The organism is Soehngenia sp. (assembly GCF_055108775.1).
Genome location: NZ_JBSQIL010000001.1, coordinates 44,397 through 67,203, shown reverse-complemented (window position 1 = coordinate 67,203; position 22,807 = coordinate 44,397). Strand labels below are relative to the sequence as shown.

17 protein-coding genes are annotated in these 22,807 nt (G+C 32.8%); 7 read left to right on the top strand and 10 right to left on the bottom strand.

Going from position 1 to position 22,807, the window contains the following annotated elements:
- The first annotated feature begins 12 nt into the window (after positions 1-12).
- Positions 13-2,016 (top strand): COG1361 S-layer family protein, encoded by a 2,004-nt coding sequence (locus tag ACTB1H_RS00265; protein WP_463260826.1) that lies wholly within the window; start codon positions 13-15, stop codon positions 2,014-2,016.
- Positions 2,009-3,316 (top strand): ABC transporter permease, encoded by a 1,308-nt coding sequence (locus ACTB1H_RS00260; protein WP_463260825.1) that lies wholly within the window; start codon positions 2,009-2,011, stop codon positions 3,314-3,316. The genes ACTB1H_RS00265 and ACTB1H_RS00260 overlap by 8 nt, the downstream gene beginning before the upstream one ends.
- 6 nt (positions 3,317-3,322) lie before the next feature.
- On the opposite strand, the gene ACTB1H_RS00255 is transcribed toward ACTB1H_RS00260, so the two are convergent.
- Entirely contained in the window at positions 3,323-4,945 is a 1,623-nt protein-coding gene (locus ACTB1H_RS00255; protein ID WP_463260824.1) for a CTP synthase, read from the bottom strand.
- Between the two features lie 140 nt (positions 4,946-5,085).
- On the opposite strand from ACTB1H_RS00255, the gene ACTB1H_RS00250 reads away from it, so the two are divergent.
- Complete coding sequence (locus ACTB1H_RS00250) at positions 5,086-5,679, top strand: S-layer homology domain-containing protein (protein WP_463260823.1); 594 nt, start codon at positions 5,086-5,088, stop codon at positions 5,677-5,679.
- 29 nt (positions 5,680-5,708) lie between these two features.
- Here ACTB1H_RS00250 and ACTB1H_RS00245 read toward each other — a convergent pair whose 3' ends face one another.
- From ACTB1H_RS00245 to deoD, 7 genes are all read right to left on the bottom strand, one after another.
- On the bottom strand, positions 5,709-8,057 hold the full coding sequence (locus ACTB1H_RS00245) for an AAA family ATPase (protein ID WP_463260822.1): 2,349 nt from the start codon (positions 8,055-8,057) through the stop codon (positions 5,709-5,711).
- A 153-nt stretch (positions 8,058-8,210) separates the two neighbouring features.
- Positions 8,211-8,792: an SOS response-associated peptidase gene (locus ACTB1H_RS00240; RefSeq protein ID WP_463260821.1), complete on the bottom strand. Its 582-nt coding sequence runs from the start codon at positions 8,790-8,792 to the stop codon at positions 8,211-8,213.
- On the bottom strand, positions 8,793-9,962 hold the full coding sequence (locus tag ACTB1H_RS00235; protein ID WP_463260820.1) for an MFS transporter: 1,170 nt from the start codon (positions 9,960-9,962) through the stop codon (positions 8,793-8,795).
- Positions 9,963-10,033: 71 nt separating this feature from the next.
- Positions 10,034-11,467, bottom strand: coding sequence for an alanine/glycine:cation symporter family protein (locus ACTB1H_RS00230; RefSeq protein WP_463260819.1), 1,434 nt, complete (start codon positions 11,465-11,467; stop codon positions 10,034-10,036).
- Positions 11,468-11,640: 173 nt separating this feature from the next.
- Positions 11,641-13,773, bottom strand: coding sequence for an adenosylcobalamin-dependent ribonucleoside-diphosphate reductase (locus ACTB1H_RS00225; RefSeq protein WP_463260818.1), 2,133 nt, complete (start codon positions 13,771-13,773; stop codon positions 11,641-11,643).
- Between the two features lie 271 nt (positions 13,774-14,044).
- Positions 14,045-14,992: a nucleoside hydrolase gene (locus tag ACTB1H_RS00220; RefSeq protein ID WP_463260817.1), complete on the bottom strand. Its 948-nt coding sequence runs from the start codon at positions 14,990-14,992 to the stop codon at positions 14,045-14,047.
- A 50-nt stretch (positions 14,993-15,042) separates the two neighbouring features.
- Positions 15,043-15,744 (bottom strand): purine-nucleoside phosphorylase, encoded by a 702-nt coding sequence (gene deoD, locus ACTB1H_RS00215; RefSeq protein WP_463260816.1) that lies wholly within the window; start codon positions 15,742-15,744, stop codon positions 15,043-15,045.
- Between the two features lie 157 nt (positions 15,745-15,901).
- Here deoD and ACTB1H_RS00210 point away from each other — a divergent pair, with 157 nt between their 5' ends.
- A complete protein-coding gene (locus tag ACTB1H_RS00210; RefSeq protein ID WP_463260815.1) occupies positions 15,902-16,315 on the top strand; it encodes a universal stress protein in 414 nt (137 codons plus the stop codon).
- 38 nt (positions 16,316-16,353) lie between these two features.
- On the opposite strand, the gene ACTB1H_RS00205 is transcribed toward ACTB1H_RS00210, so the two are convergent.
- Both ACTB1H_RS00205 and ACTB1H_RS00200 read right to left on the bottom strand, forming a co-directional pair.
- On the bottom strand, positions 16,354-18,093 hold the full coding sequence (locus tag ACTB1H_RS00205; protein ID WP_463260814.1) for an NADH-dependent [FeFe] hydrogenase, group A6: 1,740 nt from the start codon (positions 18,091-18,093) through the stop codon (positions 16,354-16,356).
- The gene (locus ACTB1H_RS00200) at positions 18,087-19,919 is read right to left on the bottom strand and encodes an NAD(P)-binding protein (RefSeq protein WP_463260813.1); all 1,833 of its coding nucleotides are present in this window, start codon (positions 19,917-19,919) and stop codon (positions 18,087-18,089) included. Before ACTB1H_RS00200 ends, ACTB1H_RS00205 begins: the two co-directional genes overlap by 7 nt.
- Before the next feature lie 203 nt (positions 19,920-20,122).
- Here ACTB1H_RS00200 and ACTB1H_RS00195 point away from each other — a divergent pair, with 203 nt between their 5' ends.
- The 3 genes from ACTB1H_RS00195 to ACTB1H_RS00185 all read left to right on the top strand — a co-directional run bounded on the left by ACTB1H_RS00195 (position 20,123) and on the right by ACTB1H_RS00185 (position 22,806).
- Complete coding sequence (locus ACTB1H_RS00195; RefSeq protein ID WP_463260812.1) at positions 20,123-20,542, top strand: universal stress protein; 420 nt, start codon at positions 20,123-20,125, stop codon at positions 20,540-20,542.
- A 160-nt stretch (positions 20,543-20,702) separates the two neighbouring features.
- Entirely contained in the window at positions 20,703-22,106 is a 1,404-nt protein-coding gene (nhaC, locus tag ACTB1H_RS00190; RefSeq protein WP_463260811.1) for a Na+/H+ antiporter NhaC, read from the top strand.
- An 82-nt stretch (positions 22,107-22,188) separates the two neighbouring features.
- Positions 22,189-22,806 (top strand): hypothetical protein, encoded by a 618-nt coding sequence (locus ACTB1H_RS00185; RefSeq protein ID WP_463260810.1) that lies wholly within the window; start codon positions 22,189-22,191, stop codon positions 22,804-22,806.
- Position 22,807 lies beyond the last annotated feature (1 nt).

Genomic DNA, 22,807 nt, shown 5'->3' with positions numbered 1-22,807 from the left:
GTCTTTATTTTTATGTTTATACCGATAAGCAATATATCTTTAGCTTCAATCATAATTCCCGCACCAAATATCACAATAAAAAATCAGGATATGCCTCAACTTCAAGCTGGAAAAGTCAATACAATATCATTGCAACTTGACAATATAAATTCAGCATCAAACATAATATTAACACCACAACTAGGCGAAGGTACACCTTTTTTGCCAAGTAATATAACAGAAAGTATTGCAATAACAAATCCATATCAACCTTTTGAATTGAAATTAAATGTACTACCTAATACACCATCTGGTATTTACCCATTGAAGTTAAATTTTCAATATGATTATGTAACTAGTGCATCTAATGACAGCATAGTCATAGAACATGGAAGCAAAGATATAACTATATATGTCAAGATAAACAGTTCAGCAATTCAACCTAAGATACTAGTTACCAAACTTGCAACAAATCCAGAGTTTATTGCCAAAGGGCAAAGTTTTCAAGCTAGTATCTTCTATAAAAATATAGGAGATTCAGACATATCAAACATATCAACTAAACTATCTGGTCTTAGTAAAGATACCATATTTTTAGAATCCGGCTCCGATGCAGGTTTTATAAGCAATATAAAAGCTAATTCAACTGGATATATCACTTACAATCTCAAAGCAGCGTCCTCAATAAGCAGTGGAACCTATGAGTTGGAAATAACTTTTAAATACAATGGAATAGAGGAAACTCAAAAGGTGTATGTTACAATTAGTCAGACATCTACACAATCCTCAAATTTAGAGATTAAAGATATGGTTTTTGATACAAAACAAATAACTCCTAATGAAAATTTTCAAGTAAGTTTTAATTTGCTAAATTCAGGACCAATTTCTGCATCAAATATAATAATAAGAGCTGAAAGCCAAGACCCTCAAATTGTCCCCAAAAGCAATTCAATCATAAAAATAGATGGTTTGAAATCTGGCGAAAGCAAAAATATCAGGTTTTTGTTTTCTCCAACTCAAGATGCTATTACAAGAAATTATCCAATCAAGATAACGGTTGAATATCAAGATATTTACAGTGGAAATGAAAAATATAGTATTGAGCAATATGTCGGACTAAATGCTTATGTAGCCGACAGGCCAGGAGAAGATACTACAAAAGGCAAACCAAAATTGATAGTAGACAAATACAGTTTTGAGCCAAAATTAGTCAAAGCAGGTCAAAACTTCACTATGAGTTTATCATTCTTTAATACTAACAGCACTAAAACAGTTAAAAATATAAAGATATTTTTAACTGCAGATACTGTTACAAACCCAGATACTCAGTCTTCTGGAGGAAGTGTATTTACACCTGTAGATAGCTCTAATACTTTTTATATTGATTCTATTGCACCAAAAGGAAAAGTGGAAAAAAATATAGTAATGTTTACTGTACCTGATGCTCAAGCCAAAACTTATACTTTAACTGCTCATTTTGAATATGAAGATACAAATGGAAATGAATATACTGCGACTGAATTGATTGGTGTACCAGTGGTACAAGAATCTAAACTAGAAACAAGTGAAATAGGATATGTTCAAGAAGCTTATGTAGGCCAGCCAACTCCTATTTCTGTAGAATTTTTTAACACAGGGAAAGTAACTTTATATAATATGATGGTAAAATTAGAGGGAGACTTTCAAACTGAAAACGGACAATATTTTGTAGGAAACTTTCAATCTGGAAGTAGTGAATATTTTGAAGGATATGTAATACCATATCAATCTGGTGAAGTTAAAGGAGCTTTGGTCTTTTCATTTGAAGACTCCACAGGTCAAATGCAAGAGATCAGAAAGGAATTTACACTAAATGTCATGGAAATGGCTCCATCACCTGAATATCCAGAATTGCCTCCAATAGAACCTGACAATGGAGGGCCAAATATATGGATGTTTGTAGGATTAGGCGCAGCTGCACTGGTTGTTATCGGTCTTATAATCCGTAAGAAAAGAAAATCTAAAAAAGAAATAGAGGACTTGGATTTAAATGAATAGTCTAGATCTCATTTATATGGGAATTAAAAATTTGTGGAGAAGAAAACTTAGGACTTTTCTTACAGTTCTTGGTGTAATAATTGGTGCGGCCTCAATTATCGTTATGCTTAGCATAGGATTTGGCTTAACTCAAGCTTTTGAAGATCAGCTTTCTCAATGGGGAAGTTTAACTAACATAAATATCTACCCTAAATGGTCAGATCCAGGGATTCCCGGAGGAGGAAATAAAGAAGTCTATTTGAATGATGAAGCAGTAGCTAGTTTTAAAGCTATACCCCATGTTGTTGCAGTAAATCCAATCGTGGAAACCTATGGTACAGTTATAAACGGAAAATATATAACAAGTATCCCAATTCGCGGAATAGATCCAAAGGTAATGCAGGATTTTGGATTTGAGATAGCTGAAGGAAGATTGTTGGAAGTTTCCGATGAAATGACTGCAGTTTTTGGCGGGCAAGTAGCGATGAGCTTTTATAATCCAAAAGCTACTGTTTGGAGAGAGCCAAAAGTGGATCTTATGAAAGATAAGTTAATGATCACATTAAATCCAAATTATGGCTGGTCTGATCCTAATTTAGATACCGTTAACTATAAGTCTTATAAGATAAAGGTCGCAGGTATATTAACACAAGAAAACTATGAACATAGTTATGCAGTTTATATGCCTATGGCAGATGTTAAAAAAATGATAAAAGATAAAGAAAAAGCAGAAAATCAAAAACCTACACCAAATAAAGGCAAAGATGAATACCAAAATATAACGGTTAAAGTTGATGATATGAACAATGTAAAAGAAGTCCAAGATCAAATTAAAGCTTTGGGTTTTGAAGCATACAGCCTAAACGATCAACTTGAGGCAATGAAACAAACTGCAAGATCTATCCAATTAGCATTGGGTGGAATAGGTGCCATCTCTTTATTGGTAGCTGCTATAGGAATAACCAACACCATGGTAATGAGCATATACGAAAGGACAAGAGAAATTGGCATTATGAAGGTAATTGGTGCTTCTATCAATGATATCAAAAAATTATTTTTGTTTGAATCAGCTTTGATAGGACTTTTAGGCGGAATACTTGGAATTGGTGTAAGCTATCTTTTATCATTCTTTATAAACAGATTTGGAGGCAGTTTTGGAAACTTTATGGGTACTGGTTTGGATAGTAAAATTTCAATTATTCCAATTTGGTTGGTCTTTGCAAGTCTTGCATTTTCTGCATTGATAGGAGTAATCTCAGGTTATTACCCTGCCCGAAGAGCGATGAAATTGTCAGCGATAGATGCCATAAGAACAGAATAGTCGGATCTAATGATCCGACTTTTTTTCCACTTTATTTTCTAAACTTGCTCTTATGAAGTCTTTAAAAAGTGGATGACTTCTAGTAGGTCTTGATTTAAATTCAGGATGGAATTGAGATCCAATAAACCAAGGGTGATCTTTTATTTCTATCATTTCTACCAATCTTCCATCAGGAGACATTCCCGAAAAAACCATACCTTTGTCTTCCATTGGTTTTTTAAATTCGTTATTGAATTCATATCTGTGCCTATGTCTTTCATAAATTATTTCTTCATTATATATATTTCTAGCTTTTGTGTCTTCGCTTAATCTGCATGGATATACCCCGAGCCTTAGAGTTCCGCCTATCCTGTATATTTCCTTTTGATCGGGCATTAAATCTATGATCGGATACTTAGTGTCTTTATCAATTTCAGTACTATTTGCATTTGCTAGTCCCAATACATTCCTCGCAAATTCAATTGTTGCAAGTTGCATGCCTAAACATATTCCAAAATAAGGCACATTGTTTTCTCTTGCATACTTTATTGAGCTAATCATACCTTCTATGCCTCTATCTCCAAAACCACCAGGGACAATTATTCCATCGTAATCTTTTAGGATTTTTTCAGCATTTTCATCTGTTATTTCTTCAGAGGATATCATGTCTATTATGACTTCTGCATCATTGTAAATCCCCCCGTGGTTTAGAGCTTCTATAACAGAAAGATAAGCATCCTTTAGCTCTACGTATTTACCGACTAGAGCTATTCTTACTTGTTTACTTAAATTTTTAACTCTTTCCACTACTTTATTCCACTCTGATAAATCAAGCTCTTTGCAATCCAGATTCAGATGCCTTACTACTAATTTACCTAATCCTTCATTTTCTAATTTTTGAGGGATTTCATATATGCTTTCTACATCTCCATTTTCTATTACTTCTTCCTTTTCTAAATCACAAAAAAGTGCTATCTTCGCTTTTAAATCTTCACCTAGTGGTTTTTCAGTTCTGCAAATAAGAGCATCTGGCTGGATTCCAATACTTCTTAATTCTTTAACGCTGTGTTGTGTTGGTTTTGTCTTCAATTCCCCAGCTTTACTCAAATATGGTACCAATGTTACATGGATATACATTACATTTTCTTTACCAACATCATATTTAATCTGTCTGATAGCCTCTAAGAAAGGCAAAGATTCTATATCTCCTACAGTACCTCCAACCTCAGTTATTACAACATCAACTTCTCTGTCTTTGGAAGCTCTAATTATTCTTTCTTTTATCTCATTTGTTATATGTGGTATTACTTGAACAGTTCTACCTCCATATTCTCCATTTCTTTCCTTATTTAACACTGACCAGTAAACTTTTCCTGTCGTAACACTGCTGTTTTTAGTTAGATTTTCATCTATGAATCTTTCATAATGCCCTAAATCAAGGTCTGTCTCTGCCCCATCTTCTGTTACAAATACCTCCCCATGCTGATAAGGGCTCATAGTCCCTGGATCTACATTTATGTAAGGGTCAAATTTTTGTATCGTAACCTTTAAACCTCTGCTTTTTAAGAGTTGTCCTAGACTTGCTGCTGTTATCCCTTTTCCAAGAGAAGATACAACTCCTCCAGTTACAAATATATATTTCGTATTCATAAATATCCTCCTCTTTGATTAATCCTATTAAAGATAATAGTCTTTTTTATACAATATGACAAGTCTTAATTAACTGTAATATTAATTTAATATAAAGAGCGTTTATATTATAGTATAATTAAGTTAAAGGAAGGGATAATATGAAGAAATTGATCGTATTTTTACTGATATTTTCTCTATTTTTAGGAATTCCACTTAATGTGAGTTATGCTGATAGTGCAAAAATTGCTGAAAACTTGTATAGAATTGGAATTATAACAGGTGATGAAACTGGTAATTTAAGACTAGATGAATATTTAAAAAGACAAGATATGGTAGTAATAATTAGTCGACTTCATAAAGAGGAAAATACTGCCAAATCATATCCTGTAGTAATCAAATTTGATGACTTTACTCAAGAAAATTCATTTTACCACAGCTATATCAATTGGGCTGTAAATAAGAAACTAATAGCTGGTGTAGGTGGAAATAATTTTGGATTTAATCAATTGGTAACTGTCCAACAATTTCAAACTGTATTGATGAGAGCATTAAACTACACTGAAGAAGCTAAACTTTATGATTCTGTGCCAGATATCGCAAAGAAAATAGGACTCATGGAAGGCCTTTCTCATTTATCTCATAAAGATAATTTGACTAGAGGAGATATGTGCGTTATGATAAACAACGCTCTTAACTTACGTATGAAAGGCAGCCCCCTAAAATTAGCCGAAGTATTAAAATTAGAAATATAAAAGTGGAGGTAATTACCTCCACTTTTATATTAACTTTCTTTATCGTCTCTGATCTTTTTTAAATTTTCAAAAATGGCCTTATCCAATTCTTCTATTGTCTTGCCAAACAATATCTCTAAGCCGTCCTCTACATCTTCGATTGCATAAATGCTAAATTCTCCCTTTGAAACTTTTTCAACGACTTCATCTCTCAATATCAAATTCTTTACATTGCTTTTAGGAATTATAACCCCTTGTTCTCCAGTAAAACCAATTTCTTTGCACAACCTAAAGAAACCCTCTATTTTCTCATTTACTCCTCCAATAGGTTGAACTCTACCCTTTTGATTCATTGAGCCTGTTATTGCTATTGACTGTTTAATAGGAAATCCTGACAATGCTGAAAGTATAGCATATAGTTCTGCACATGAAGCACTATCCCCTTCAATATATGAGTAGCTTTGCTCAAAACCAAGCCCAATAGTGACCCCAAGAGGTTTTATCTTTGCATATCGTTCTCCGATATAACCATTTAGTGTAAGAACTCCTTTAGTATGAATAGGGCCACTTTGTTTTGTTTCCCTTTCAATATGCAATATACCCTCTTTGCCACTATAAACTGTAGCTGTTATTTTGTTTGGCTTTCCAAAAGAATACTCTCCAGTGCCTATAACAGCAAGTCCATTTATCTCCCCTATTTTTTCTCCCTTAATATCAAGTATCAATGTTCCTTCTTTAAACATCTCGTTTATTTTCTCTTCATATTTGTTAGATCGATATATTTTTTCTTCTATTGCTTTTAGTACATGATGTTCATTTATCATATCAGCATTATCTTCACTAGCCCAAAAGTCAGCTTCATATAATATCTCAATTATTTGGTTAAAGTTCGTACTCAATTTATCTTTGTGCTCTGCAACTCTTGAGCTATATTCTATAATCCTTTCAACAGCTCTTTTATCCAAGTGTTTAAGGTTATTTGTCTTACATTGATTAGCTATGAAATAGCCCATATTTGCTAAATTTTGCTTATTTTTGTCCATTTCCACATCAAAATCTGCCATTACTTTAAATAATTTTCTAAAATCATCATCATATGTGTAGAGTAAATCATAAGTGTATATATCGCCAATTATTATAACTTTTACATCTAAAGGAATTGGTTCTGGTTTCAAAGAATCAGTCAATGCTAATCCTAAGAGTTTATTATAGTTTTCAATATTTATCTCCTCAGTCTTTAATGCTCTTTTTAACATTTCCCAAGATATGGGATTATTTAGTATCTCTCTCATCTGAAATATTATATATCCGCCATTAGCCTGATGAAGAGAGCCTGCTTTTATTTGCGTGAAATCAGTTGTCAAAACCCCCATTAAACTTTTATACTCGATATTTCCCATTAAGTTTATATAAACAGGATTGGTTTCATTTATAATTGGCGCATGTTTTAATTGAGAGTTGTCAACAAATAAATTTACCATATATCTCGTGAAAAAACTTTCTTCAATATTTTCGTAGAAAGGAAACCCATAGTTCATAGGAGTTGATTTCTTTTTAAATCTATTGATGTTTTCCATTATATCCAATTCTAATTTCTCAAAAAATTCCTTAGTCTTTTCTGAACCATCATATTTATTTAAAAGTTTATTTATTTGATAAGAAACTACTTCACTAGCTAATGTCTTATCTAATTGTATAAGACTCTTCTCTAGTTCCTCATCCAATAGTCTTAAAGCATCAAATTCCTCAACTGTAGCACTTCTTAACTCTTCATATGAAGTTATTAATTTCTCACGTTCTTCAATAGAAAGATTAGCATATTCTTCTTCACTCATTGGCCTGCCATTCCTAACAGGAACAGAAACCAGACCAGTTTCGCTTGGTGTATAAACAAAACCATATTGCATAGACTTCTCATTCAATTTCTTCACTATATCTGCTTTCTTCTGATTGATCACTTTAAATATGTCATTCATTCTTGTTTCATATTCAATCCCTTGAAATTTTTCAGGTATTTCTTTTCTTAAATCAGTTATCATCCCTTCGAGATCTTTTTTAAACTCCTTGCCCATTCCAACCTTAAAAGACAATGCTTGCGGGGAGCTGCTATTTGAAAAATTGTATACATAAACCCAATCTTTTGGTGCTGGTCTATTTTTTGCAAATTCCTCAGCAATTGAATAAGCAAAACTGCTTCTTCCTGTTCCACTCATCCCAGAAACATAAATATTATATCCCTTTTTCCCCATTCTAAGCCCAAATTGCAGGGCTTTAGTTCCTCTTTCTTGCCCAATAATACCCCTTAAAGGTTCAAGTTCTTGAGTCGTTTCAAAATCATATTCTTCTAAAGAGCAATTACTTTTTAACTCTCCAGCAGATAATTTATAATCTTTATCCATTATATCTCCCCTCCTAAGATAGATATTATATACCCAAAAAAAATATGCACTTAATAATTAAGTGCACTTATGAGTATTGGTAAAACCATAGAAACAGCTAAAATAACTACCAAAACTCGGGAGATTAATTTGTTGTTTAACATTTCATCACTCCTAACCAATTATAAAATCGCCATCATAAGACTTAAGCATATCTTTTAGTACATTCACATTGTTTTCTTTTGAATTTAACCAAATATCTTCGTTTTCTTTACTTAAGATTGCAGGCATTCTTTCATGAATATGAGATATTTTTTTATTTGCATTTGTTGTTATTATAACATAAGCTAGATGCTTTTCATCACCTATTTTAAAAATATTATAAATTCCTGCTAAAGAAAATATGGAATCTCCTTCTATTCTTATATTCCTTTTTATCTTTTTACCATCTACATTTTCCCATTCATAATAACTATCAATAGGTATAATGCATCTTCTATTTAAAAAAGAATCTTTAAATGTTGCCTTTTCAAAAATAGTCTCGCTTCTAGCATTTATTATAGGCCTTTTCGAAAAGGATGTTAAAAATCCCCATTTCATATACATAATTTCTCTTTCTTCATTCTCCAAAACCACTAATCCCTCATCAGTTGGATAAATTTCTCTTTTAGGTTTATATTCATTAGCTTTGTTTATAGCCTTATATCTTATGAGAATCTCATCCATTTCCTTATCAAGTGAGTATCTACCACACATTTATATCGCCTCTAATCTTTTTTTATATTTCGAGTATACAATTAATATAATAAAAGCAATAAATAATGCTATCATTGAAACTAAAAACGGAAACTTACTATTTAGTGCATATATAAACCCAGCAATAAGTGCTCCAAACATCTCCCCAAGAGATTTAAATGCATTGAATATTCCTGATAATAATCCTGCGTTGTCTTTTGTGTTTTCTACAGCAAAACTTTGGAGTATAGGCAATTGGATAGTGTTTAATATGAAATATAATAAGCTTGAGACTAAGAACAAAATGCTATCGGTCGCAATATATATGATTACTGTAATTATAATCGAGATTAATATAGAATTTAACAATGCTTTCTTTAAATCAAAATGCCTAATCAAATAAACATTAATAGTCAAATTGCAAACAAGTCCCAAGATGCCAGTCAGTGCTTTAAAAATGCCATTTATTATGGGCATAAACAGAAGCTCATCTCTCAAATAATAATTAAATGCATTGTTTGTAGATGAAAAAGCCAAAAATATGAGAAACGTTAAAGATAAAAAAGTTATTATCCAAGGTGATTTTATAGTTTTTATGGTGTTTAGATCAGTCAATCCAGTGCCGAAATTAAAATCAGCATCTCTTGTTTCCTTTTTAACATCTTCTAAAAATATCATTATAAGTATGCTAATTAACATCATCCCTAAGCCTTGGATGTAAAAAACAAATCTGATAGGAAGATATCCTAATAATCCTCCTATCAGAAATCCAATAGAAGTAAATATGCTCAATATGGCTGAATATGTTGCCATGTTTTTAGATAGCTTGTTTGCTTGTGAGACCTCTACTATCATAGCCATCAGCCCAACAACCATCCCTCCGGTAAACCATCCAGCCATAGCTCTAAGAGATAATATTTGCCATAAATTGTTAGAAAATCCATATAAAAATTGTGCTAGTCCGTAAAAAAAAGTGGATATAACTAATGTTTTCTTTCTGCTTTTTTTATCTCCTATAGCACCCCAGAATGGAGAAGACAAAAATGAAAAAAACACCATCATAGCATAAGAAGTCCCAAAAACATGACTAGGCAAATTCAGTTCTTCAAAAAAAGCAGGATTTACAGGATGATGAAAATTCATTAAAGTCCACATAAATGAAGCAAATATCATTAATTTTTTAAAACTCATAGCCTTCTCCTGATATGTTTTTAATAATTATATCACATATAATTATTTTATAATGAAGATATATTTTACGATTATTCCTCTTCATAGAATATCTTAGCATTTGGATCAATTTCCCCTATGCCTAAATATCTGCTCTTGTAATCTTTTAAAAGTCTAAAAAATACCGGACTTAAAATCAATATAGTTATAACATTTAAAAATGTAGGTATGGCTGATGTCAAATCAGCAAAAAGCCAAAGTGTTGTCCCTGGAAGTTCTCCAAAAACAGCTATTAGTACTATAATGATTCCAGGCACTGGATAGAACAATCTAAAAAATCTCAGGATTTTATCCCTTAAAGCCTTTTTGTTCTTCATAAGATGTCTTAAAAGTATTTCATAATATGCATACCAGCCAGTAGTCGTGGTTAATCCAAACAAAAATACTGATATAGCTATTATATATCTTCCTATTGAACCAATTTCCATTTCAAAAGCAGTAAGAGTTAATGTAGCACCAGAAGCTCCAGTTTTCCAAGCTCCTGTCAGCACAATTACCAATGCTGTAATTGTGCAAACTAAAATAGTGTCCACAAATACTTCAAAAGCTCCCCACAATCCTTGTTTTACAGGATGATCTGTTCTAGCAGTAGAATGAATCATAGGAGATGTTCCCCAACCAGCTTCATTTGAATATACACTCCTAGCCATTCCCATCTGTATTGTCTTTGCAACTGCTGCTCCTGCAAATCCTCCTACAGCAGCTGTGCCAGTAAATGCTGATTGAAATATTTCAGCTAAACCTGATGGCAAATATGCTATATTCTTAAAAATTATAAATATACCAGCTAAAAGGTAAAACATAGTCATAAAAGGAACTATTCTACTTGCAATTTTTCCTAATCCAGGGATCCCGTTATTTATTATTATATAAATAAAAATAATATAAACTATCGATACTGCTAAAATTGGTATATTAAATGTATTTCCTACTGCTTCAGAAACAGTATAGTTTTGCATCGTGATAAAAAAGGTAGAAAAGATTCCTAATCCAAATAAAACAGCTATCACTGGCCATATCTTAATATTTCTCTCTTCCCCCAGACCTTTTTCCATATAATATGTCGGCCCACCATATGGATTGCCCTCATCATCTTTTGAACGATAGTAGACAGCCAAAGTAACTTCAACCATTTTTATCATCATGCCAAATAATGCTGCAACCCAAATCCAAAATACTGCACCAGGGCCTCCTGCAGCAATTGCTGTAGCAACCCCGCCTATATTTCCTACACCTATGCTTCCTCCTATAGCGGTAGAAACTGCTTCAAATGGAGAAAGTATTCCCTTGTCTCCTTCTCCTTTATTTTTTGAAGATATCTTCCCAAAGGTGTTTTTCATGATATGCTTAAAATGTGAAAACTGAAAAAAATTAGACCTGATACTGAAATAAATCCCTGTACCTAATATGGTTATTATAAGGGGTAATCCCCAGAGCCAACCAACTACCATTTCTAAAATATGCATTTATTTCGCCTCCCTTTGTATTTTTATAGTCCATTATAATTGTAAATTAGTTCAATGTAAATATTAAATTTATAATATCTTTGATTTTTTAAAATCTATTAAAGCTTAATATAATAAATAAATCTCTAACTTTAAACTAAAAAGTTAGAGATTTATTTTAATAGATTATTTAATTAAACTGCACAAGGGCTATATCCACAGTCTTGACATTCTTCACATCCACCAGAATGATTCATTTTCCCGCCACACATAGGGCATGTGTCAGGGTCTCTCTTTAATTCTTCTTCAGCTAATTTGTTGATTTCTTCCTTTAGTTCATCTATTCTTTCAAGATTTGTCTTCTTCTTTTTGTCAGTGATTAAAATACCACTCCTTGCACATCCGTCTCTATAAATAGTGACTCCTTTAAGTCCTCTTTCCCAAGCATACATATACAAATCTTCAACCTCTTCAACAGTGAATTCATTTGGCACATTTACAGTTGAAGAAATGCTTGCATCAATGTATTGTTGCCATGCAGCTTGGACTTCTATTCTCTCTCTATAATTTAGATTTGATGTCGTAACGATAAAATCTGGCAATTCTTCTTCATAAGATAGATTGTTTTTATCCATATATTCCTTGATAATAGGTGTAAACACTTTATAATAAGTATCCTCAGCATGAAGTGATTCTGATTTTCTTATATAGGATACTTGGAATATAGGTTCTACTCCATTGCTGCAACCAATAAGAGTTGATATACTACCAGTAGGAGGTATAGTTAATAGTTGGCTATTTCTTAGTCCATGCTCTTTAATGAGTTCTAAAACATCATCATCTGCATTAGATTTTAGAAATGGAGATGCCAAAACTGCGTCTTTTCGATATTTTGGATATGGACCATATTTAGCAGCCAAAAGAGCAGACTGTCTTAGCGCTTCATTTATCATTATCCTTCCTATTTGATGGATTAGCGAAATGGATTCACTGCTTCCATAACGGACTCCCATCATTATAAACATATCAGCAAGCCCCATTATTCCTAAGCCTATTTGTCGATATGCTTTTGACATCTCTCTTTGTTCTTTTAGTGGATGCAAATTCATATTTTCATCCAAAACTTCATTTAAATAGATAACACCATTTCTTACCATCTCACCAAATTTTTCGAATTCAAATCTAGCATATTTAGTGAAAGGATGCTTTACAAATTCACTCAAATTTATTGAAGAAAGATTGCAGCTTCCAAATGCAGGTAAAGTTTCTTCTGCACAAGGATTTACCCCAGCAAATTCAAATTCATCATCTTCACTTAACAAATGCCATGAATTTATTCTATCTATAAACAATACCCCAGGTTCAGCCATGTTCCAGTTATTTTTGGCTATTCTTCTAAATATCTCTCTTGCTTTTACTACCTTTTGAATTTCTTCTCCTGTTGCTTCTACTTTAAAATATAGTTTAAAATCCTTGTCTTCTTTTACAGCTCTCATAAATTCATCAGTTATATTAACTGAAATATTAGCATAGGTAACTTTAGATAAGTCATTTTTGACATCTATAAAGTCTTCGATATCGGGATGATCTATGTCCATATTTAACATTAGAGCACCTCTTCTGCCTCTCATGCCAATGAGCCCCGTTACCATAGAAAATAGATCCATAAAGCTTACAGCACCAGTAGTAGTACTTGCAGCATTGTTTACTTTAGCACCTTTTGGTCTTAGTTTTGATATGTTTAATCCTACTCCGCCTCCATAGGAATATGTCTTAGCCATATATTTTGCAGTATCAAAAATAGATTCTATATTGTCTTCGACCTTTGGCATAACATAACAGTTGCTAAGCGTTACTTTTCTTCCTAGCTTATCTAGACCTCTACCAGCTAAAATTCTACCTGCTGGCATAAATTTCTTATCTTTTATAGCTTTTTTTATAGGTCCATTTCCTCCACTTACTCTTTCTAGAAAATCTTCGAAGGATTCAGAATCATATCTGTATTTCTTTTCATAAATATCTCTTTGAAGATCAGACATGCTCCAGCCTTGTTCTCTTAACTTCGCCCTTTCTTCACGATAAATAATATATTTTCTAGCAACCTCTGGTCTTGATTTCATCAGTTCTACTTCAACAAAGTCTTGAATCTGTTCAATATTTACTACATCTAAATCCTTGAAAGTTTCAAAAGCTTTTTGGCTTATTTCTTTGGCTAATTCCTCATCTATTCCTTTTTCTGTTTCCTCCATGGCTTTTTTTACAGCTATTTCTATCTTTTCGCCTTCAAAGTCAACAATTTTGCCATTCCTTTTCTCAACTCGTACCATTATAATCCTCCTCTATCCTCAATACATATATACTATATATTGTATGATATTTATTGTTTTATACTATATATGTATAATATAGCACTTTAAAACAACTAAAACAAGAGGACAATTATTAATGTTTTTTCATTTTTCACTAAAAAATTTATATGATTTGTGAGAAAGTACTAAAAATAAAATAAATTTTTCTTTTATTCATTTTATAAATAGTGTTTTTATGAAACATTATTATTAAAAGTTTATTAAAACTCAATAAAAATTAAATAGAAATTTAAATGAGTTCTTTATCAAGCTTTATAAAAGCAGCAAATAACTCATGAATAAATTTTTCCCTATCTACATCCAACAGAGCCAATGTATTGGTATTTTCATGAATTACCCATTCTCTTAAATCTGCAGCGGTCCTTCCTCTATGCATTGTATCCGAAGTATCTATATCGACTAATAAATTTTGTCCCTCAAATATGTCTTTATTGAGCACATACATAACTGCGCATACATCATGCAGAGGAAAATTCTTATAGCCCTCATTAGTATGAAATTTTGTGAAGAACTTCAATAATTTAGCACACATTCTTGTAACTTTACCATCTATTCTCTCAAGTTCTAAAATATCTTCGTTTGTTATATATGCCTTATGGGTTACATCTAATCCGCTCATTACAATTGGTATCCCGCTGTTAAATACTATGTGTGCCGCTTCAGGATCAGCATAAATATTGTATTCAGCAAAAGGTGTAACATTTCCTTTAAATATGGAACCCCCCATTAGAGATATGTATTCGATCTTATCTTTAACCTCAGGAAAAGTTCTTAAAAGCAATCCTACGTTAGTCAATGGCCCTGTAGCTATCAGCACGCTCTTTTCATGGCAACTTAGAAGCTTCTCTCTCATAAATATGATTGCATTTGTTGAATCAACTTCAACTGTCGGCTCTGGAAATTCAAACCCGTCTAGTCCACTTTCCCCATGTACAAAATCCCCAGTTTTTAATTCTCTTATGATGGGTCTTTCCATCCCAACTGCAATGGGTGTTTTTATCCCTAAATATGTATATAGTTTTCTTACGTTTAAAGTGACTTTATCTAATGTTTGATTTCCTGCAACTGTACTAACTCCTAAAATATTCAATTTATCTCTATTAGCCAAAGCCAATAAAATAGCCATTACATCATCATGGCCTGGGTCGCAATCAATAAGAACATTGATTTTTTGCATATATAAATCCTCCTTTAAATAAAATCAAGAGGATGCAGTGCATCCTCTGTTTATGCTAATTCTAAAGCTATTTCCATCATTTTTGTAAAGCTTTTTTCTCTTTCTTCTGCAGTTGTCTCTTCCTTTTTAACTATAGAATCGCTTACTGTCAAAATAGTTAAGGCATTTACTCCTGCATAATTTGCATTGCAATAAAGTGCATATGCTTCCATCTCTATTCCTAATATATTCATTTTTTTCCATCTTTCTACTTCAGTTTCATCTGCTGAGTAGAAGGTATCGCTAGATAAAATATTGCCTACTCTTACTGGTATGTTTTTTTCTCTAGAAACATTTACAGCCTTTTCCAACAATTCATATGAAGCGATTGCAGAATATGTGCCTGGAAGATTATATTGATGTGCATAATTTGAGTTTGTACAAGCACCCATTCCGATGATTACATCATATAAATTCAAATCCTCTTGTATTGCCCCGCAGGAACCTATTCTTATTAGGTTTTTAACACCATAAAAATGTATTAACTCATAGGAATATATTCCGATAGATGGTATTCCCATTCCCGTTCCCATAACAGATATAGGTTTTCCTTTGTATGTTCCAGTGTATCCAAACATATTTCTTACTGTATTAAATAGAACTGGATTTTCCAAGAAATTATCAGCAATAAACTTCGCCCTTAGAGGATCACCTGGAAGCAAAATAGTTTCAGCAATATCGCCCTTTTTTGCACTATTGTGAGGTGTTGTCATTTAATCACTCCTTTATTATTTACTTATCTTATATAATACCATAAATATTGATAAAATAGCATTATAAAAAATTGATAAATATTTATTTAATTTCTAAAATCTGGGTATTATGTAAATACAAATATAGTAGTAATTTTTAAAGAAAGGAGTGATTAAAATGAAAAAAATCTTAGTACCTATCGATGGATCTGAAAACTCAAAAAGAGCATTAAAAAGAGCAAAAGAGCTAGGCGAATTATATCATGCTGAATTGATTATCTTAACTGTTATTGACAATGGAAGATTTTTTAGCATAGAATTCAAAGATGAATTAATCAAGATATTAGAACAAAATGCTAAAGAATTGTTGCAAAATGCTAAAAATGATCTAAGCGATTACCCTTACGGAGTAAAGACTGTATTTAAATTTGGAGATGTTCCTGGTGAAATCATTGATACAGCTGATGAAGAGGATGTAGATTTGATAGTTATAGGGACAAGAGGATTGGGTGCTTTCCAAAGAGCTGTACTTGGAGGAGTATCGCATAAGGTCGTAACACATGCTGATAGATCGGTCTTAGTTGTTAAATAATGATTGGCATATCTAAAGATATGCCAATCATTATTTATTTATTTTTCCAAAGGATTTAAGTTCCATTCATTTTGATTAGTATGCAATAATTTATGGGATGTATGAGATAGAGGTTTCTGCAGATATCTTTCATAGCATTCAACAACAGCTGGATTCTCATGAGAAAATCTCAATTCGTTGATTTCATCTAATCCATATAGAATCTGTGCTCTTTCTTCAGCCAGTTCTTTACCATCCCAAATAGGTTGCCCTCCGCCTCCAGCACATCCACCAGGGCATGCCATTATTTCTACAAAATCATATGAAGCTTTGCCATTTCTGATAGCTTCTATCAATCTTCTGGTATTTCCAAGTCCACTTGCAACTGCAACTTTTAATTCTATTCCATCTATAGAAAACTTAGCTTCTTTCCAGCCCTCTTTGTTGCCCCTTACTTCTTTAAATGCATCAGGATCTGGGTTTTTGCCTTCTACTAGATAGTAAGCGCTTCTAAGTGCTGCTTCCATAACGCCACCAGTTGCTCCAAATATAACAGCTGCACCAGTGCTAACCCCAAGAGGCTGATCCAATTCAATCTCATCTAAAAATCTTACATCGATATGTTCAGCCCTAATCATTCTATCAACTTCTCTTGTTGTCAAAACTACATCTACATCTTGTCCTGCACCTGCGTCATTTAAAACTTTAACTCCTGCTTCATATTTCTTAGCTGTACATGGCATTATTGAGACCACAAATATCTTAGATGGATCAACATCATGTATTTCAGCATAATAGCTCTTTGCTATAGCTCCAAACATTTGCTGTGGAGATTTTGCAGAAGATAATTGATCAATCATATCTGGGTATTGAGTCTTTATAAATCTGACCCAACCTGGACAACATGAGGTAAACATAGGGAATTTTTCATTTTCCCTGTTTTTAAGTTTTTCAACAAACTCACTACCTTCTTCCATTATCGTCAAATCTGCAGCAAAGTTTGTGTCAAATACATAGTCAAAACCCATCATTTTTAGTGCACTAGCTAATCTTTTCACTGTAGCTTCTTCTCTATTAAGTCCCAATGATTCTCCCCATGCCGCTCGTACTGCAGGGGCTATCTGAACTACTGTTATTTTTTCTTTGTCAGAAAGAGCTTCAAACACTTTTTCTGTATCATCTCTTTCTCTCAAAGCTCCAACTGGACAATGAGTTATACACTGCCCGCAAAGCGCACAGTCTGCTTCTTCTATTCTTCTGTTTTTGGATACATCAACTCTTGTCCTTGACCCTGTATTTGCAATATCCCATATCTTTAAATCCTGCACCTTATCGCATACTTCTATACATCTCATGCATTTTATGCATTTTTCATAGTTTCTAACTAAAGGAAATCCTTCAGTCCATTTAGCATTAGGTAACTGCAACTCATATGGAACTTCTAATATCCCTAAATCATTTGCTATATCTTGTAAACTGCAATTCCCACTTCTAACACAGCTTGCACATCTTGCATCATGTTGAGATAAAATAAGTTCTACATTCGTTTTTCTCACTTCTCTAACCTTTTGGCTGTTAGTGTAAATTTTCATCCCTTCTTCAACTACATTGTTACAAGCAGGTATAAGTCTATTAACTCCTTCTATCTCAACAACACAAACTCTGCAGGCACCTATTTCATTTAATCCTTCAAGATAACACAAATTAGGTATATTTATATGGTTTAATTCCGCAGCTTTTAGTATTGTAGTGCCTTCTGGGACTGAGACTTTTTTATTGTTTATAGTAACGTTTACCACTTTTCAGTCCTCCCTCCTTTAAATACTCCAAAACCAAAGTGATCGCATCTTAAGCATCTCTTTGACTCTTGGCTTGCTTCTTCGAAACTCATTGGGCATTCTGCTAATAAAAAGTCTTCTTTTCTCTCATCAGCAGGTCTTTCTTTCATATTTACCCTACCACAAGGAACTCTGTCTGCCAATCTAGGCTGAGGAATATTCACATTTGATTCTATTACATGATGATATCCCAGATAATTGTCTATATTAGCAGCAGCTACTTTGCCAGCAGCGATAGCTTGTATAACTGTCGCAGGTCCTGAAATACAATCTCCTCCTGCAAAGACACCTGGTATATCTTTAACCCCAGCAGAACTTAGTGCATCTATCACACCTCTTCTTACAGGTATCCCCTCTTTTTCAAAATCTTTAGATTCTATACCTTGCCCTATAGCTATTACAACAACATCGCAATCTATTTGAATTGGTTTTTCCTTTGCATCTTGTGTCTTTGGTCTTCCATTTTCCATCATTCCAACAATCTGAGGCTGTATTATTAAAGCTTTGACTTCCCCATCTTCGTTTGCTTCAATCTTTATAGGATTTGAAAGTTCATATACTTCACATCCTTCAGAAATAGCTGCTTCAACTTCTTCTCTAAGTGCTGGCATGTCATCTTTTCTTCTTCTATATATGATATTTGAATTTTTAGCACCTAGCCTAACAGCTGATCTAGCAACATCAATTGCTACATTCCCTCCGCCGATTATTGCAACCTTTTTATCTTTGAAATCAGGATAAATACCATCACCAATATCTCTTAAAATATCAACAGCCGAATATACTCCTTTAGCATCTTCTCCTTCTATGCCCATGCTTTTGTGAATTTGCGCACCAATTGCTATGTACACACTGTCGTATTTATCTTTCAAATCCACCACAGAAATATCTTTTCCTACAGTAACATTAGTAAATACATTGACATCGTAAGATAACAGACTTTCAATTTCTTTATCCAATATCTCTCTAGGTAATCTATAGCTAGGTATTCCATATCTTAGCATACCACCTAATTTGTTTTTACTCTCGTATAAATCTACTTGATGTCCCATCATAGAAAGATAATAAGCACATGTAAGACCACTTGGACCTCCGCCAATCACTGCTACTTTCTTACCCGTTAAGTCCATCCTTCTAGGATTTTCTATATATTCTGCATTATCCACAGCAAATCTTTTTAGTCCTCTAATATTTATCGAATCATCTATCATATTTCTTCTACATCTTGTCTCACAAGGATGCTCGCAAACGTATGCACATGTTGCAGGCATAGGATTATCCTTCTTAATTAACTTAATAGCATCATCATATCTTCCCTCTGAAATAAGTGCGATGTAACCTGGAATATCTACCTCTGCAGGGCATAAAGAAACACAAGGAACTGATTGATAAATCCCAAAATTGCATCTGTCTCTTAAGATATGCTCCTCAAAATCATCTCTAAATCCATCTAAACCTTTCAAAACCATGTTTGCAGCTTCATAACCAATTGCACAATCCGATGATAGATAAATACTGTTTGCTGTTTTTTCTATCAAATCAATCGTCTTTAAGGTAGCTCTTCCATCTAGGACATCTTTTAGAAGGGTTTCCAATTGACCCAGCCCAACTCTACAGGGAACACATTTCCCACAAGTTTGAGCATGTGCCATGTTGACAAAAGATAATGTCAAATCGATTGGACACAGTCCAGGTGGCGAAGCAACAATACGTCTTTCAAGATCTTTATACATCTCTTCGACAGTAGACTGTGCTTTATCTTTTGTTATAATACTTAATCTGCTCACATAATCCTCCTCCTTTATTTGATATTTATCTAACAAAATTATATAGCATTATGTAAATTAAATAAAGAATATTTTTCTTAATTTTTAAAATACTGATAGCGCCACTAATTTCTTTGTAAAATTTCATTCTATTCAGAAATGTTTAATTTCAAAGTGAAGATATTTAATATCAGGGTATAACTATTGTAAAGGGAGGGATTTTAATGAAAAAAATATTAGTTCCAATCGATGGCTCTAAGTGCTCTCAATTAGCTATGCAAAAGGCTAAAGAATTAGCTAAAGCTTTTGATAGTTCAATAACTGTAATAACGGTAGTGGATAGCATAAAATATCTAGATATGGAATACAGATACAATGCTGTTCAAAAAGATCTAGCATATTCTAAAGAACTACTTAAAACTGCAGAGAAATTTTTTGAAGATCTAGGGAAAGAAATAGAAACAGTGTGCAAAACAGGAGATGTTTCAGAGGAGATATTAAATCTAGCTGAAGAAGGTGATTTTGATTTAATAGTTATAGGCAGTAAAGGCATGGGAAGATTTTCACGAGCTATACTTGGAAGTGTAAGTCAAAAGATATCACAGGTTGCAAAAACAAATGTTCTCATTGTTAAGAAACCTTAATATTCTTCATAAATATTGAAATTTGAATATTAAAACAGCTATTTAGTTAAATGGCTATTACTTTAATTTTTAGAAAATATTGAAATATTGCATATTTTATTGTAAGCTATTATAAATAGTTGTTTATAATTAAACAACTCAATAAACGGAGGTGTTGATAATGAAGGAAAAGAAACAGCCTACTATTTTCCACGCTCTTATTCCAATAGTCGTTCTAATTATATGTCTTTCCTATGGAATAATAGTACTTGGCGCAGACCCTCACATACCGCTACTAGTTGCAATAGTAGTAGCTTCTCTAGTGTCTGTATTGATGTTGAAATTTTCTTGGGCTGAAATTGAAAAAGGCGCAATAGAAACTATTCAGATGTCTATGCAAGCAATACTTATTTTAATGGTTATAGGTACAGTAGTAGGTTCTTGGATACTAAGCGGTACTGTCCCTGCAATGATTTATTATGGTCTTAAAATACTATCTCCAGGAATCTTTCTTGTAGCTACTACATTAATCTGTAGTGTAGTTTCATTAGCAACTGGTAGTTCTTGGACTACAGCAGGTACTGTAGGGGTTGCTCTTATCGGAGTAGGTAGAGGATTGGGAATCCCGGTTGAAATAGTTGCAGGTGCAATTGTTTCAGGTGCATATTTCGGAGATAAATTGTCACCTCTCTCTGATACCACCAATTTAGCTCCAGCAATGGCTGGATCAACTTTATTCGAACATATTAGATATATGCTTTATACAACAATCCCTAGTTTAATAATCGCTCTAATCCTTTATGCTATTATAGGATCTAGATATGCAGGCCAATCTTTAGATACCTCAAGCATAGACATAATCTTAAATGGTTTATCAGCAAATTTCTATATATCACCTGTTTTGTTGATACCACCAATAATTGTTATTTTAATGGTTGCTTTTAAAGCCCCAGCTTTACCAGGTCTATTGGCAGGAACTGGTCTAGGTGCATTATTTGCAGCTATATTCCAAAAAGCTAGTTTGGGTCAAATCGTCGATACAATACATTATGGTTTTTCAATTGAAAGCGAAACTGAAATAATCAATGAATTGCTAAACAGAGGCGGTCTAGATTCCATGATGTGGACCATATCTTTGATACTCTTAGCCATGACATTTGGCGGAATTATGGAAAAGAGTGGAATGTTGGGCGCATTAGCTCAAAAGATACTTTCTGTTGCAAACTCAACTGGTTCACTAGTTTTAGCTACAATTCTATCTTCTATAGCCATAAACATATTAGCTGCTGACCAATATTTATCTATAGTTATTCCCGGAAGAATGTACAAGGAAGCTTACGATGAAATGGGTCTTGAGCCAAGATTATTATCCAGAACACTTGAAGATGCAGGAACACTTACATCCCCACTTGTCCCATGGAACACATGTGGAGCATATATGTATAGCGTGCTTTTAGTAAGCCCTCTTGCTTATCTTCCATATGCATTCTTAAACTTAATTAATCCATTAGTTGCAGTATTCTATGGATTTACTGGAATAAGTATAAACGATCCTAAAAAGCCAAAGAAGAATAAAACTAAGTAAAAAAGGCAGCATTCGCTGCCTTTTTTATTGCATTTTAACAAACTATATAGTATTCTTTTTTTAGAAGAAAGAAGGTGTGAAATTGAAAAAAAGATACATATTTTTAATATTAATAATCATCTTATTAATTCCAATATTATTTTTTAGAAAAGAGATTAAATTTTTAGGGTCTATTGCAAACTCAAGAATAACTCAATCTAAAATTGAAGATGAAATAATATTAGAAAACCCATTAGAAAAATATCTAAATGATATCGATTCAAACATTAGTGAAAATACTAATACAAATAGTTCAGTTAAAGTAGATAACATAAAAAATAACGATTCTAAAATAGACAAAAATGTAAATACATTGTCTATGGATGAAATTGCTGTAATATATAACCCAAAATTCAAATTACTAGAAGATGAATTTAACAAGACACTCGATAATTTAGTTGCTGATGCCATAGCAGATTATAATACTGGAAATTACAGCAAATTTGATCTTGCTAGGTTTTATCTGGATAAGGGTTATAAAATCGAAAAAGAATCTGATATAAAATTTTATGCATTAGTAGATGAATTAGAGAAAGATCTCAAGAAAAACTCTCTAGACCTTTCTCTAAAAGATGAAATAGTAAGTTACTATAAAAATGTCAAATCAGTAAAGAAAAATAGTCTGATAGACAAGGGAATGGCACTTGTAAATGCAAAATAAT